Origin of the sequence: Candidatus Acetatifactor stercoripullorum (assembly GCF_944382095.1) — a bacterium.
Taxonomy (GTDB): domain Bacteria; phylum Bacillota; class Clostridia; order Lachnospirales; family Lachnospiraceae; genus Acetatifactor; species Acetatifactor stercoripullorum.
Map to the genome: position 1 here is coordinate 37,039 of NZ_CALWMU010000010.1, position 14,409 is coordinate 51,447.

Here is a 14,409-nt window from a genome sequence, read left to right on the forward strand (position 1 = left end):
TTGGGATGCTTGCGGTTGAGAGAAGAAATCTGATTTTGGAAAAGCTCCAGGAAGAGAAAAAGGTGGTCGTCAGTGAACTGAGCGCATTGTTTGGCGTATCGGAGGAGACTATCAGGCGGGATTTGGATAAGCTGGATAAGGAAGGGCTGGCCACAAAGAGCTACGGCGGCGCCATATTGAATGAAAACAGCGGGATTGATATGCCCTTTAATATTCGTAAGAAACGAAACATGCGGGGCAAGCAGCTGATTGCGAGGCTGGTGGAGGAGCTGGTGGCGGACGGCGAGCATATTATTTTGGACCCCAGCACTACGGCAGTGGCCATTGTGAAGGCTTTGAAGAACAGAAAACGTCTTACGGTAATCACCAATTCCATCGAGGTGCTTGTGGAACTCTCCGATGTGAGCGGCTGGGATGTGATTTCAACCGGAGGAACGCTTCGGGAAAATTATCTTGCATTGGTGGGCCCAAGAGCGGTGGAGGGCATTTCCTGCTTTAACGCAGATAAGGTGATTCTCTCCTGTAAGGGGCTTGACCTGGAAAAGGGAATCACGGACGCCAATGAAATGTTTTCCCAGGTAAAGCAGGCGATGCTGAAATCTGCAAAGCAGCGGATTCTGGCGGTGGACCATACAAAATTCAATAATGTAGCGTTCTCTCATATTTGTGAGCTGACAAGCATTGATATGGTGGTGACGGACAAAAAGCCGTCTGCAGAGTGGATGGCCTATTTTGCAGAGAAAGGAATTGCGTGCATTTATGGGGAAGAAGACCAGGATTCTGGCATTTGCCAATAATAAGGGAGGCAGCGGAAAGACTACCACCTGCGCCAACGTGGGATATTCTCTTTCTCTACTGGGAAAAAAGGTATTGCTGATAGACGGCGATATGCAGATGAACCTCTCCTTGTCCTTTTTTTCCGAGGAGGAGGTACTAAAGCTTGCATCGGGAGAAAAAAATTTATATTATGGGGTGAAAAAGCAGGAGGACCTTTCCGATTACAGGATAACCACCCCCTATGAAAATCTGGACCTGATTCCTTCCAGCACTCTGATGAGCGGCATAGAATACGAGCTGTTTACAAAATGGCAGAGAGAGATGATTTTAAAGAATTGTCTTGCCGGGATAAGGGAAAGCTGTGAATACGACTATATTCTCATAGATGCGCCGCCCACCTTAGGCGGCTGGGTGATAAACATTCTCTGTGCCTCGGACGGTGTCATCCTGCCTGTGGAGGCCAGCCCCTGGGGACTGTTCGGCGTAGCCAACATGTTTGAATTTTTGGAGGATGTGAAAAAGATCGCGCCCAAGCTTGCATTGCTGGGTGTGGTGATCACAAAGCTGGACGCCAGAAAAAATTATGGCAGGCAGACCTTAGAGGCCCTGAAGGCCTTTGAGGAGGTTTCCGTATTTTCTACGGTGATCCGGGTGGACAGTGAGATAGAGTGGGCTCAGGACAACAGCAGGCCGGTGTATGCTTATAAAAAAAGCGCAAGGAGCGCATTGGAGTATATGGAATTGGCGAAGGAGGTAGATAATTATGCCCGTAGGATCAGGCAGCATTAAGAGAGCGGCAAAGGCGGCGGGAGCCGCACAGGAGACTGCAGCCAAGGAGGCAGTACAGACAAAGAAGGCAGAAGCGGCAGCGCAGGAGACCGAAGTGCAGAAAACTGTGCAGACAAAGAAGACAGCGCTGAAAAAGGAAGGGACAAGAACCGCCCGGGCCGCGGAGGGAAAGAAGAATGCCGGAGAAGGAAAGGGAGCGGAACAGAAGATTTACGGCATAACAGACGAGCTGCCGGTATATCTTCTGTGAGATTTTTCCATCTTTTAGAGGTATAAAGAAAAAGCGAATAGCCAGAAGGCCGAACAGGCTTACAGAAGCAGAGGGAAGGGGGCGAGATAAAATCGCCCCTTCCCTCTGCTTTGTGACAATCTCATTTTTGTTTGTCCTTTTCTATAATTATAAAAAATAGTTTTCCACTCAGTTCACACAGTCCGTTCATAATGTGTTATATTTGGTATATGATTTCACAATCGGGATTGCTGGAGGTATATGTATGAATTTTATTAATACAATAGATGACCTGTTTAATATGCTTGACAGATATACAGAGGGAGTGGATTGGAATACCTTTTATATTAAGCGGGATAAGTCGGCCCCATTTTTGAAATATAATAAACTGCCGGATAAATGCGTTGTTGATTTCATAAAAGAGCATAGTATTAAAAATGCTTGTGAATTTGGTTGTGGAGAGGGGCGAAACGCAATTTATCTTGCTAAAAACGATGTTAATACAGAGGCATATGATTTGTCAGAAATTGCAATAGAAAATGCAAAAAGGAACGCAGGCGAAAGCAAAGCAGAAAAAGTAGTCTTTAAGGCGGAAAATATTTTTAAATTGGATTTGATGGATAAGAGGTTTGATTTGGTTATAGACAGTGGCATTTTTCATCATTTGACACCACACAGACGTTTGCAATATAGGGATATTGTATCAAACATATTAACAGAAAATGGCTATTTTATTTTGTTGTGCTTTGCGGCAGGAAAAGATGGCGCAGACGAGGTGGATGATTATGAGTTTTACAGAAGTAAACAAACGGGAGCGGCATTTACTAAAGAAAGACTGAAAGAATTTTGGGGAGAAAAATTTGACATTATAGAATTGCGAGAAGGAGAGAACATTGTGGGGGATCAAATGTGGGAGAGTGAATATCTGCATGTATGTGTGTTCAAAAAAGCTTAGTTAAAACTTATTTTATAGAGCAAATTTTTGTTTTGAGAGACTTATTTTGCAAGGATTATCAGACGATGGTTTTATTGGACAACATTTTAAAAATGGGTTGTTAATTTGTGGAGATTTGTTATAATAAATGCAGTTAAGAATGAAAAAGGACATGCCTTGAGCAAGTGATGAAAAAATATATAAAAGAAAATTTGGATGCGCCTATGCTTATGTTGCTCATTCTTTTTTTTGTGGGAAGTCTGGCGCGTCTGCTTTGGTTAGATGAAATTCCTATGGGACTTCATCAGGACGAGGCTTATTCAGCTTACAATTCATGGGCTGTTATGAAATATGGCATAGACTCCTATGGTTATACCAGACCGGTGTATTATACGGTATGGGGAAGCGGCATGAGTGTACTTTATTCCTATTTCACCATGCCTTTTTTTGCGTTATTTGGGGTTCATACTTGGACGATCCGACTTCCGCAGGCAATTTGGGGCTCCCTTTCTATTCTGGTGATGTATGGGCTGGGGCAGGAGCTTTTTCGTTCCAGATGGATGAGTGTTTTTTTTGCAGGTCTTCTTGCAGTCAATCCATGGCATATTCAGCAATCGCGTGTCGGGCTTGACTGTAATTTAGCCGTTCCCATGCTTTTAACGGCGGTTTATTTTCTGTGCAGGTATCTGAATGGAAAATCCAAAAGTATGTGGGGAGCGGCGTTTTTTTTCGGACTAACTCTGTACAGCTATGCTTTGACCTGGATATTGGTGCCTGCGTTGCTTTTTCTGTCCTTTCTTTTCTTTTGGGATAAACTGAAATTTGACCGTAATTTTTGGCTTCCTTTAGGGCTGTTATTTTTGATGGCTTGTCCTCTTCTTGTGTTTCTTGCCGTCAATTTCGACTGGATAGAGGAAATCCGAAACAGCTTTTTTTCCATACCAAAACTTCCTCAGTTAAGAACGGGAGAAATCGGGCTGCATGGCTGGCAGATTAAAAAACGATTTTTGGATTTGATGAGAATGCTGCTTCGTCAGCATGACGACAGATGGTGGATCAGCAATGAGACAGTGGGTTCTTATTATTATATCAGTACTCCGTTCATTCTTCTTGGCATCTTGTATCACATCAGGGTTTTTATCAAAGGGATTATCAGCCGGATGAAGTTTGCGCTGCATTTTATTCTTGCACTATGGTTTGGTGTGGCGGTGGCCTTGGGGAGTATGCTTGATCAGGTGTATTTTCATAAGGTTAACTATATTCATATTCCCATTATTATGTATACGGGAATCGGTATTTGGTGTCTGGGGAAATTTTTAAAGCACGAGAAAGGAATGGCATGGATGGCTTGCGGCACATATGCTTGCTGTTTTGGATATTTTGTGTATACACAGCTGACTTTTCCCGTGAATTATGAAGCCTATGGACAGCCCGGGCTTTCCCATATGAACTGGTATCAGTATGAGGAGGCCCTTGGTCTTGCAGACGAGCTGACGGATGGGCCTGTTGCTGTTTTGGGGCTGAATTATGCTAATGTGATGCTGTACGAGCAGATTCCTCCTGAAGAATACCAGAGTACTGTGGTCTATGAGGAGGAAGGGCAGGCCTTTGGCAATGTTTGTTCCATCGGCAGATATCATTTTGACATATATCCGGGGGCGGAGACGGAGTGGACTGTTTTTGTGTACCCTTATAGTATGGAGTCGTTTTTTCTGGAACAGGGATATCACACGGTATATGCAGATAAATGCTATGGGGTTGCATGGAGGGAATAGTGGAAAAAAAATAAAGTATAGTGTATAATGAAAAAACAATACGGAAATCAGTGAGGGTAAACGTATGGGGTACCAGAAGGCAAAAGACGAAGTAATAAATGTTTCTCCCCAAACCACGGATGCAGGCAAGATGGAGCTTTATCTTTATTCGCTCAGGAAGATGGCGCAGCAGAATGTGGAAAGCAATCGGATCACATTGACGAATTTGTATAATCTAAAAGCTTTCTTCTACTTATGCGGGGAAATGATCCGGGAGAATCCTGATTTGCAGTACGGGGTGATTTTGATGGATATCACCCAGTTCAAGGCTGTAAATGAATTCTGCGGCAGGTCTGAAGGGGACAGGCTGTTAAAGTTTATCGCGGATTGCTTTGGAGCCTATGAGAAAGAAAGGCCTTATACCTATGCGTGTCATGTGAGGGCGGATGTCTTTTGTATGTGCACGGCTTATGGAGAGAAGCAGGAGCTGGTTGATATTGTGCTCTCCATAAAGAAAAAAATTGATGAATTTCCCTTTGTGTATAAGGTTCTCCCCTCCTTTGGCATCAGTATCTCTGCTGAACGGGAGCCCTCCATCAGCTATTTGAAGGACTGCGCAGTCATTGCCATGAACAGCATTAAGGGGAAGGTTTTTGCCAGCTATGCCTTTTTTGATGACGAGATGAGAAGGCACCAGCTTCGTGAACGCCAGGTTGAAAACGATATTGTTTCTGCCCTGCAGGAGGGAGAGCTGGAATTGTACATACAGCCTAAGGTGGATATGCACTCGGGACGCATTGTGGGCGGAGAAGCGCTGGTGAGATGGAATCATCCCCAAAAGGGGATGATCAGTCCGGGAGAGTTTATTCCTGTTTTAGAAAAAAATGGGTTTATCATCAATGTAGATGCCTACATATGGGAGCGTGTTTTTTCTTATCTGGGAAGCCTGCAGCAAAAAAAGCGGCATCTTGTCCCCATATCTGTCAATGTATCCCGGGTTCATGCTTATGATACGGGGCTGTGCGATACTCTGCTGGGACTGAAGGAAAAGTATCAGGTGCCGGTGGGATATGTGCCTCTGGAGCTGACAGAAGGTGCTTTCCTTGAGGATGAAGAGGGAATGTATGTGCGGATGAAGTTTTTGAAATCCAAGGGCTTTGTGATTTCCATGGATGATTTCGGGACAGGCTATTCTACCATGAATATGCTCAAAAATCAGCCCATGGATGAGATCAAAATCGACAGAGGATTTATTACGGACATGGACAATCCCAAGTGCAGAATTATCGTCCGTCATACCATTGATATGTTAAAAGATCTGAATACCAGAGTGATTGTGGAAGGCGTGGAAACGAAAGAACAGCGGGAATTTCTGTTAAAATGCGGCTGTGACCTTGCACAGGGCTTTCTGTTTTACAAGCCTGTGCCTGTGGAAGAATTTGACCGGCTGCTGTGCAGTCAGGATAAATCCTGTCATTTCTGTTGACAAGAATTCCTTGAAGGTTTATTATAGTTTATAAAGAAACAGTTTCAAAATAAACTAACATGGCTTGGGAAGGCTGGTATGAACACTTTATTTGATATGCTTACAGTGGTATACAAATATAAAAAGCTTTATGAAAGGCGCTGTCAGCCAATTGTCAGGGAGTATGACCTGCGTGTGGCGGATATTGATATCCTGTACTATGTGGCACATTCCGGTCCTAAAAATCTTTCTAAAGATATCGTGGACATGGGAATGTCTAAGGCGAATGTATCTAAGTCGGTGGAACATCTGCGCAAAAAAGGGCTGGTGGAGCTGACAGAGGATAAGGAGGACAGGAGATGCGTGCACATTGAGCTTACCAGTGAAGCCCATACGGTCATAAAGGAGGCAGTTAAGATTCGAAGGGAGCTTGGACAATGTTTGCTTAAGGGTGTCGGGGAAGCGGATAGGGAAGCTGTTTTCCGTGTTCTGAGGCAGATGAATGAAAATATGGCGCAAGAGCTGGCTCATTCGGAGACAAACAGATCGTCATAAGAAAGAGAGGGTATTGTAATATGAAGAAAAATGAAATCTATTATGCGGAATATGCGCAGCTGTGCAGGGAAGCGGATAAAATTGATCCCCGTTTATTTGATGAATATGGGGTGCAGAGAGGACTTCGGGATAAAAACGGAAACGGGGTTTTGGCGGGGCTTACTAATATTGCCCGGATTGATTCCTTTAAGAAGGTGGATGGGCAGAAGGTTCCCTGTGAGGGAAGGCTCTGGTACCGGGGCTACGACTGCATTGAGCTGGTAAACGGCTTTCGGTCAAAGCGCTATGGCTTTGAGGAAATTGCGTACCTTCTGCTGTTTGGGGAGCTTCCCAAAAAGCAGGAGCTGGAACAGTTCCATCATATTCTGGCTGCAAACCGCACGCTGCCCACAAATTTTACCAGAGATGTAATTATGAAGGCATCCAGCAGCGATATTATGAATTCCCTCACAAGAAGTGTGCTGACCCTTGCTTCTTATGACAAAAACTGTAATGACACCTCTATTGAAAACGTGCTGCGCCAGTGCATTATGCTGATCAGCGTATTTCCAATGCTGGCGGTTTACGGATATCACGCCTACAATCATTATACCAACGATGAGAGTATGTACATACACAGACCCCAGAAAAAGCTTTCCACAGCGGAAAATATTCTGATGATGCTGCGTCCTGACAAACGATATACTGAGCTTGAGGCCAGAGTCCTCGACATTGCCCTGGTGCTGCATATGGAACACGGCGGCGGAAACAATTCCACTTTTACCACCCGTGTGGTGACTTCATCGGGCTCTGATACCTATTCTGTGGTGGCTGCTGCCTTGTCCTCCCTGAAAGGGCCAAAGCACGGCGGCGCTAACATCAAGGTCGTAGAGATGATGCGGGATATTGAGGCAAATGTGTCTGACTGGAAGGATGAGGAAGCTGTTGAAAATTACCTGAGACGGATTCTGAACAAGGAAGTGTTTGACAAGAAGGGACTGATTTACGGGATGGGCCATGCGGTATATTCGCTGTCGGATCCCAGAGCCCAGGTGTTCAAGGGCTTTGTGCAGCAGCTGGCATCCGCTAAGGGAAGGGAAAAGGATTTTGCCCTTTACTCTATGATTGAGCGGCTCGCCCCCAAGGTAATTTCGGAGAAAGCCCGCATTTATAAAGGAGTCAGCGCTAATGTGGACTTCTACAGCGGTTTCGTGTATAGTATGCTGGAGATTCCTCTGGAGCTTTATACCCCCATCTTTGCCATCGCAAGAATTGTGGGCTGGAGTGCACACAGGATTGAAGAGCTGATTAATATGGATAAGATTATCCGTCCCGCTTACAACAGCGTTATGGATGAGCGCAAATATGTAGATATTGAGGACAGATAATGAAAGGTATAAAAAGTAAAAAGCATGCGCCGTCAGGCGCACAGCAATAAAAAGCTGCCGCAGAAGGAATGCGGCAGTTTTTTTTTATTGCGCATAGAACAATACGCCAAGGGTGGCCGGCCCGCAGTGGCTGGAAATGACGCAGCCTGCACGGGTCACATAAATATTGGCAAAATAGTTCAGGCTGTCCAGATAGGAGCGGACCTCTTCTATTATGCTGTCCTCACAGCCGGAATGGGTGATAAACACGCAGGAGGGGTCTGCTGCCAGCAGATCGTCCTGAAGCTCTCTCACATATTTCATAATCACGGAGGACTGTTTTCCCCGGAATTTTTTTGCCACACTCATGGCGCCGTGTTCCACAATAATTTGAGGCTTTAATTTCAATGTGTTTGCAAGAAGAGCGGTCACAGCCTTGCACCGGCCGCCTCTGGCCAGGTAAGTCAGGGTTTCCACCACGAAGCTGGCGCGGACCTTGCCCCGGCGCTGCTCAATGCGTTCCACGATTTCTTCTGCCGTTTTTCCCTCTTTGATCAGCTCAGCGGCGTAGAGCAGCTGCAGGCCGATGCCCGTGGACAGATTTTGAGAATCGATCACATGAAGCTTATGGTAATGCTGATCCTCGCCAATCAGCCGGATTACGTTGCAGGTGGTGCTCATCTGCTCGGAGATGCCCACAAAAATAATATCCTTGTCCGCTTCCATAAATGGCTTTAAGGTTTCATACGCCCGCTCATAGGAAGCTGCAGCGGTTTTGGGGGTCTGTCTGTTGGCATCAGACCACTGGTAGATTTGATCGGGAGTGATTTGTTCCCCGTCATAGTAGCTCTCATCCTCCAGAATAATGCAGAGGGGGATGGTGACAATGTGAAAAGCAGCTTTCAGTTCAGGAGAAAGATCGCAGGTGGAATCTGCAACCAACTGTATATTTGACATAGTGCGCCTCCGTTTCTTTCTTTAAATACAGATAAAAAATAACATATTTTCTGATAAAAAACAATATTTACAGGAATTTAATTTCTTTTAGGCGGGGAATATGATATGATGAATTCTGAAATTCGGATGAAAAACGGAGTGGTGCATGCCATGGCGGGAACGATTATTGATTATCTGAAAGAATATGGGGACTGTTCTTTTTGCACACGTCCCATGAATGACGTGGACAGCCTGGTTTTGTGTCAGTTGTCCTATTTAAAATTTGACGGAATGGTTCCCGATGTGAGAGAAAACAAAGGAGCTGTCACATTCCATGATCTGCGGGAGTACCCTGATTTTGACAGGCTCTTTGCCGATGTGCGTTTTGAAAAGAACAACAGGGCCATGGTGGAGGCTGCCCTGGCGGGAAGGCGCTTTGGCAGTCTTAAGCTGAATTGTTATATCAATCTGGTGCGAAAGGAGTGGGAAACCCAGTTTTGCGCCGTTACCTTTCTGCTGGAGGACGGTACCATCTATATTGCCTTCCGGGGAACGGATGAAACCATTGTGGGCTGGAAGGAGGATTTCAACATGGCCTTTCTGTCTCCTGTTCCGGCACAGGCCTACAGTGTGAAATATTTGAATATGGTCATGGGACGTATTCACCGTCCCTTTTACGTGGGAGGACATTCCAAAGGAGGAAACCTGGCGGTATACAGCGCCATGAAATGTCTTCCACAGGTGCAGAACCGTATTTTAAAGGTGTACAGCATGGACGGGCCGGGATTTCGGCCAGAGGTGCTTGCTCAGGGAGCCTACGAGAAGATAGCGGACAGAGTGGTAAAGATTCTTCCCCATTCCTCCATGGTGGGCATGCTGTTTGAACGGGATATCCACTATCAGGTGGTGGAGAGCAGAAGCTTCGGGCTGGCCCAGCACGATCCCTACAGCTGGCTGGTGGACCAGGGAGAATTTGTGAAGGTGGATGATATTTACGAGAGAAGAAGACGGATGAACGATACCCTGAACGAATGGATTCTGTCTCTGGATGAAGAAAAGCTGCGTACCTTTGTGGACACGCTCTACCAGGTGGTCTCCGCGTCTGAGGCGGAGGATCTTATTGCATTTACCAGCCATTGGAGAAAAAGCATGAACGGAGTGATCGGGGCGCTTAAGGAGGTGGACCATGAGACTGCCAAAATGCTGCGGGAAATTGTAAAGTCTCTGTTCGAGATTGCAGGCTCCCATGTGAGGGAGCAGCTTACAACCCACAGTGCTCAGGGGAAAGGGCATGAAAAGCACAAACCCAGGAGGACAAAAGATCCAGAATCGGTGTCCCGGACAAAGTAGTGCGGCCTGCATCCAGACGCTCGGGGTGCCACTGCAGTCCCAAAACAGGGAGGGCGTCGTGGACGATTGCCTCCACGCAGCCGTCCGACGGACACCATTGGATGGCGTTTAAGCCCGCGCCCAGCCGTCCCAGCCCCTGGTGGTGGGCGCTGTTTACAAAGGCCTCCCTGCCATACAGGCTGTGGAGACAGGAACCCTCTGAAATGACGGTTTTATGATATTGATCCTGTCCGGCATATCTGTGGAGAGCGGCTGTGGGCAGATCTTGCGTGACGGTGCCTCCAAAGGCAACGTTGATGACCTGCATTCCCTTACAGATGCCAAGGACGGGAATTTTGCGGCGCAAAGCGTAATCCAGGGCCTGAAATTGAATGATGTCCAGCTCGGTGTCAATATTTTGGGAACCCTGATTGTTTTCTCCAAAGAACGCCGGCGTGATATCTCCGCCCCCGGGCAGGAGCAATGCGTCGCAAAAGGACAGCTCCCCCAGGCTCAAGGTGGAGATGGGAAGGGCGGAAAAGCCCTTTATGTATCTGACGTAATTTGCGGTATCGTTTTTGCGTCCTATAATTGCAATTTTCATTTCCAGTATCCCCTGCGAGAAGAATTCTTAGTTAATATATGCTAGAGGGCTGCCGGAATGTACCAAAAAATCGGCAATTTTTATCTTACCTTTTTAAAAAAAACAGTGTAAAATGTTAAAAGCTGTAAAGAGGACAACAGAAAGGGAGTGGAGCTATGGAAGAATTGGCAGCGAAGCTGCTGGAGGAGCTGAATTGTGAAACGGCCTTTTCCATACAGATTCCCCAGGGAGTCCCTCTGATTGGAGGCGTAAGCCTGGACATTGCGGAATCTGTGGTCATCACCTGGGTCATCATGGCAGTCATTCTGCTGGCATCGTTTTTTCTCACCAGAAACCTGCGGGTGCACAATATCACCAAAAGACAGCTGGCAGTGGAAACGATTGTCACGAAGCTGGACGGATTTGTGACGGGCATGGTGGGGGAAGAAGGCAAAGCGTATGTTCCGTATCTGGCGACGGTTTTGGTGTTTATCGGAATATCCAATGTGATCGGACTTTTCGGAGTAAAGCCGCCTACAAAGGATATGAACGTGACGGCTGCGCTGGCGCTTATGAGTATCGTTCTCATTCAGTGTGCCGGAATTCGAAGGAAGGGTGTGAAGGGATGGCTGAAAAGCTTTACGGAGCCCATAGCCATCGTAACTCCGATCAATATTCTGGAGTTGTTTATCAGGCCCTTGTCTCTTTGTATGCGTCTTTTTGGCAACGTGGTGGGCGCGTTTGTGATCATGGAGCTGATAAAGCTTCTGGTCCCCGTTGTTTTGCCTGTGCCCTTCAGCTTTTATTTTGACATTTTCGACGGGCTGATTCAGGCGTATGTGTTTGTATTCTTAACTTCCCTGTTTATCAAGGAAGCAATAGAGTGACAAAATCAACAAAAAAATTTATAGAAAACAGACCGTCCCTTTGGACGGCGAAATGGAGGAAAATATTATGGTAGCAATTGGAGCAGGCATCGCAGCATTGGCATGTATCGGAGCAGGCATCGGCATCGGTGTTGCCACGGCAAAGGCAGCGGAGGCAGTGGCAAGGCAGCCGGAGGCAGAATCAAAAATCACAAAGCTTTTGCTTCTTGGCGGCGCGCTGGCAGAGGCAACGGCAATTTACGGTTTCGTTATCGGTATTCTTGTGATCCTGTTCTTGGGATAACCAAAAAGGGATGGGCAGGACAGGAAAGGAAGACAAGGTATGTTAAGACTAGACAGCAATATTTTGTGGACCATTATTAATCTTCTCATTCTCTATGTAATTGCGCGCAAATTTTTGTTTGGTCCGGTGAGAAAGGTGCTGGCTGCAAGGCAGGCCGAGATCGACAAACAGTTTGCGGATGCAAGGACGGCCCAGGAAGATGCACAGAAGCTTAAAGAGCAGTACCAGGAATCTCTGGACGGCGCAGAGAAGGAAAGACTGGATATTTTGAATCAGGCCAGAGACCGCGCGGGAGAAGAGTACGAGAGAATTCTTTCAGAGGCTAAAAGCACTGCGGACAAGCTGGTGGCGGATGCCCAAAAAAGTGCGGACAGGGAACAGGAAAAGCGTATCCAGCAGGCCCAGGAGCAGATTGCGGACCTGGTGGTGGCGGCCACTGCCAAGCTTATGGCTTCCAGACAGGGTGCGGAAGCGGATAGAGAGCTTTATAATCAATTTATAGCAAAGACAGGTGAACGGTGTGATTAGTACAGCTTTAGATTACGCGAGGACATTGCGCGAACTGAATATAGCAAGCGATATTGTGGGCCAGGCGGATGACATTTTTAAGGCTGTGCCGCAGGTAAAGATGGAGTTTGAGGATCCTTCTGTGGCCCTCCATGCAAAGCATAACGTGATAGATAAGATATTCCCGGTGCAGATTCGGGATTTTTTGAAGATTCTTTGCGATAACAGCCATATTTACCTCTGGGAGGACATTTTAAGCGCGTATAAAGACCTTTCCCCGGAAAAAAAGGGAGAATTCAGGGTTATTCTGTCCTATGTGACGCCCCCGGACGAGGAGCAGCTTAAAAATATCCGGGATTTTCTGATTAGAAAATATCAAAGAGAAGACTTGATTTTTGAGACCAGGGAGGAACCCTCTTTGGGCGGAGGCTTTGTCATTCAGGCCGGAAACGAGGTTTATGACTGGAGCGTAAACGGCCGGATGAAGCAGTTTGAGGAAAAACTGGAGCAGATTTCTCAAAGAGGTGATGTGAGCCAGCGGGGGATTATTTCCATTCTGCGCAGCGAAATAGAGGATTTTGAGCTGGAGGCCAAGGATAAGGAGATTGGATGCGTCAGCTGGGTAGGCGATGGCATTGCCAATGTAAATGGCATCGACCATGCCATGTACGGCGAGATTGTAATCTTTGACTGCGGCGTAAAGGGTATGGTACAGGATATCCGGAGGGATGAGATCGGCTGTATTCTTTTCGGACATGACACCCAGATCAGGGAAGGCACCCGGGTGGTCCGCACGGGCAAAAGAGCGGGCATCCCTGTGGGAGAAGCCTTCAAAGGCAGAATTATTGACGCGCTGGGCGCTCCGGTGGACGGCGCAGGTCCTATAAAGGAAGAGGAGTACCGTCCCATCGAGGAAGCGGCTCCCTCCATTGTGGATCGTAAATCCGTAGGTGTTCCCATGGAAACCGGTATTTTGGCGATTGATTCCATGTTCCCTATTGGACGGGGACAGCGTGAGCTGATTATCGGAGACCGCCAGACGGGAAAGACCTCCATTGCCCTGGACACCATTCTCAACCAAAAGGGCAAGGATGTGATTTGTATTTATGTGGCCATTGGACAGAAGGCGTCTACCATCGCAAAGCTGGTGGGAACGCTGAAGAAGCATGATGCAATGGAGTATACCATTATTGTGTCTGCTACGGCCAGTGACCCTGCGCCCCTGCAGTACATTGCCCCTTATTCCGGAACTGCCCTTGCAGAGTATTTTATGTACCAGGGGAAGGATGTGCTGATTATTTATGATGATCTGTCCAAGCATGCGGTAGCTTACCGGGCATTGTCTCTTTTATTGGAGCGATCTCCGGGGCGTGAGGCATATCCCGGGGATGTGTTTTATCTGCATTCGAGACTGTTAGAGCGTTCTGCCAGACTGAGCGACGAGAAAGGAGGCGGCTCTATCACGGCGCTGCCCATTATAGAGACTCAGGCGGGAGATGTGTCTGCTTACATCCCCACCAATGTCATCTCTATTACAGATGGTCAGATCTTTCTGGAGAGCGATTTGTTCTTTTCGGGCATGAGACCGGCAGTTAACGTGGGACTGTCCGTTTCCCGAGTGGGAGGTGCGGCTCAGACAAAAGCCATGAAAAAGGCGGCGGGAAGCATCCGTATCGATCTGGCACAGTTTCGGGAGATGGAGGTGTTTACCCAGTTTGCCTCCGATCTGGACAGCGCCACCAAGGAGCAGCTGCAGCACGGACGTGTGCTCATGGAGCTGTTAAAGCAGCCTCTGGGCCGTCCTTTGAGCATGGCGGAGCAGGTGATTACCCTTTGTGCGGCCAACAGCAAAGTCATGCTGGACCTTCCAGTGGATCAGGTAAAGGATTTTCAGATGAAGCTGCTTGCATTTATGGCAGAAAGCCATCCTGAAATCATCAGGCAGCTGGAAAGCGCAAAGACGCTGGACGAGGAGCTGGAGGCACAGATCGTGGCGGCGGCCGGAGAATTTAAGAAACAGTATCAGGAGAAATAG

The 14,409-nt window shown here is 47.2% G+C and carries 15 protein-coding genes; 13 read left to right on the plus strand and 2 right to left on the minus strand.

The window, feature by feature from the left end; genetic code table 11:
• The first annotated feature begins 5 nt into the window (after window positions 1-5).
• The 8 genes from SHK35_RS04635 (at window position 6) to SHK35_RS04670 (ending at window position 7,870) form a co-directional block, all read left to right on the plus strand.
• Window positions 6-797 carry a DeoR/GlpR family DNA-binding transcription regulator gene (locus SHK35_RS04635; protein WP_318704687.1) on the plus strand — a complete coding sequence of 264 codons (792 nt, stop codon included), beginning with the start codon at window positions 6-8 and terminating at the stop codon, window positions 795-797.
• Window positions 760-1,566, plus strand: a complete 807-nt coding sequence (locus tag SHK35_RS04640; protein ID WP_318708824.1) for a ParA family protein — start codon at window positions 760-762, stop codon at window positions 1,564-1,566. Before SHK35_RS04635 ends, SHK35_RS04640 begins: the two co-directional genes overlap by 38 nt.
• The gene (locus SHK35_RS04645; protein WP_318708825.1) at window positions 1,541-1,816 is read left to right on the plus strand and encodes a hypothetical protein; all 276 of its coding nucleotides are present in this window, start codon (window positions 1,541-1,543) and stop codon (window positions 1,814-1,816) included. Before SHK35_RS04640 ends, SHK35_RS04645 begins: the two co-directional genes overlap by 26 nt.
• A 244-nt stretch (window positions 1,817-2,060) precedes the next feature.
• Window positions 2,061-2,750 (plus strand): class I SAM-dependent methyltransferase, encoded by a 690-nt coding sequence (locus SHK35_RS04650; RefSeq protein ID WP_318704690.1) that lies wholly within the window; start codon window positions 2,061-2,063, stop codon window positions 2,748-2,750.
• 209 nt (window positions 2,751-2,959) lie between these two features.
• Window positions 2,960-4,504: an ArnT family glycosyltransferase gene (locus SHK35_RS04655; protein WP_318708826.1), complete on the plus strand. Its 1,545-nt coding sequence runs from the start codon at window positions 2,960-2,962 to the stop codon at window positions 4,502-4,504.
• 64 nt (window positions 4,505-4,568) lie between these two features.
• Complete coding sequence (locus SHK35_RS04660; protein ID WP_318708827.1) at window positions 4,569-5,969, plus strand: putative bifunctional diguanylate cyclase/phosphodiesterase; 1,401 nt, start codon at window positions 4,569-4,571, stop codon at window positions 5,967-5,969.
• Window positions 5,970-6,047: 78 nt separating this feature from the next.
• On the plus strand, window positions 6,048-6,503 hold the full coding sequence (locus tag SHK35_RS04665; protein WP_318708828.1) for a MarR family winged helix-turn-helix transcriptional regulator: 456 nt from the start codon (window positions 6,048-6,050) through the stop codon (window positions 6,501-6,503).
• Between the two features lie 20 nt (window positions 6,504-6,523).
• Entirely contained in the window at window positions 6,524-7,870 is a 1,347-nt protein-coding gene (locus tag SHK35_RS04670) for a citrate/2-methylcitrate synthase (RefSeq protein WP_318708829.1), read from the plus strand.
• A gap of 84 nt (window positions 7,871-7,954) precedes the next feature.
• On the opposite strand, the gene SHK35_RS04675 is transcribed toward SHK35_RS04670, so the two are convergent.
• Window positions 7,955-8,806 carry a DegV family protein gene (locus SHK35_RS04675; RefSeq protein ID WP_318708830.1) on the minus strand — a complete coding sequence of 284 codons (852 nt, stop codon included), beginning with the start codon at window positions 8,804-8,806 and terminating at the stop codon, window positions 7,955-7,957.
• 105 nt (window positions 8,807-8,911) lie between these two features.
• Here SHK35_RS04675 and SHK35_RS04680 point away from each other — a divergent pair, with 105 nt between their 5' ends.
• Window positions 8,912-10,135 carry a DUF2974 domain-containing protein gene (locus SHK35_RS04680; RefSeq protein WP_318708831.1) on the plus strand — a complete coding sequence of 408 codons (1,224 nt, stop codon included), beginning with the start codon at window positions 8,912-8,914 and terminating at the stop codon, window positions 10,133-10,135.
• Here the strand turns inward: SHK35_RS04680 and SHK35_RS04685 are convergent.
• Window positions 10,047-10,718, minus strand: coding sequence for a gamma-glutamyl-gamma-aminobutyrate hydrolase family protein (locus tag SHK35_RS04685; protein WP_318708832.1), 672 nt, complete (start codon window positions 10,716-10,718; stop codon window positions 10,047-10,049). The two genes, SHK35_RS04680 and SHK35_RS04685, sit on opposite strands and share 89 nt — an antisense overlap.
• 155 nt (window positions 10,719-10,873) lie before the next feature.
• Here SHK35_RS04685 and SHK35_RS04690 point away from each other — a divergent pair, with 155 nt between their 5' ends.
• The 4 genes from SHK35_RS04690 (at window position 10,874) to atpA (ending at window position 14,409) form a co-directional block, all read left to right on the plus strand.
• Window positions 10,874-11,584 (plus strand): F0F1 ATP synthase subunit A, encoded by a 711-nt coding sequence (locus SHK35_RS04690; RefSeq protein WP_318708833.1) that lies wholly within the window; start codon window positions 10,874-10,876, stop codon window positions 11,582-11,584.
• A gap of 67 nt (window positions 11,585-11,651) precedes the next feature.
• Window positions 11,652-11,867, plus strand: coding sequence for an ATP synthase F0 subunit C (atpE, locus tag SHK35_RS04695; RefSeq protein WP_318704699.1), 216 nt, complete (start codon window positions 11,652-11,654; stop codon window positions 11,865-11,867).
• 39 nt (window positions 11,868-11,906) lie between these two features.
• On the plus strand, window positions 11,907-12,395 hold the full coding sequence (atpF, locus tag SHK35_RS04700; RefSeq protein ID WP_318708834.1) for a F0F1 ATP synthase subunit B: 489 nt from the start codon (window positions 11,907-11,909) through the stop codon (window positions 12,393-12,395).
• Complete coding sequence (gene atpA, locus SHK35_RS04705; RefSeq protein ID WP_318708835.1) at window positions 12,388-14,409, plus strand: F0F1 ATP synthase subunit alpha; 2,022 nt, start codon at window positions 12,388-12,390, stop codon at window positions 14,407-14,409. The genes atpF and atpA overlap by 8 nt, the downstream gene beginning before the upstream one ends.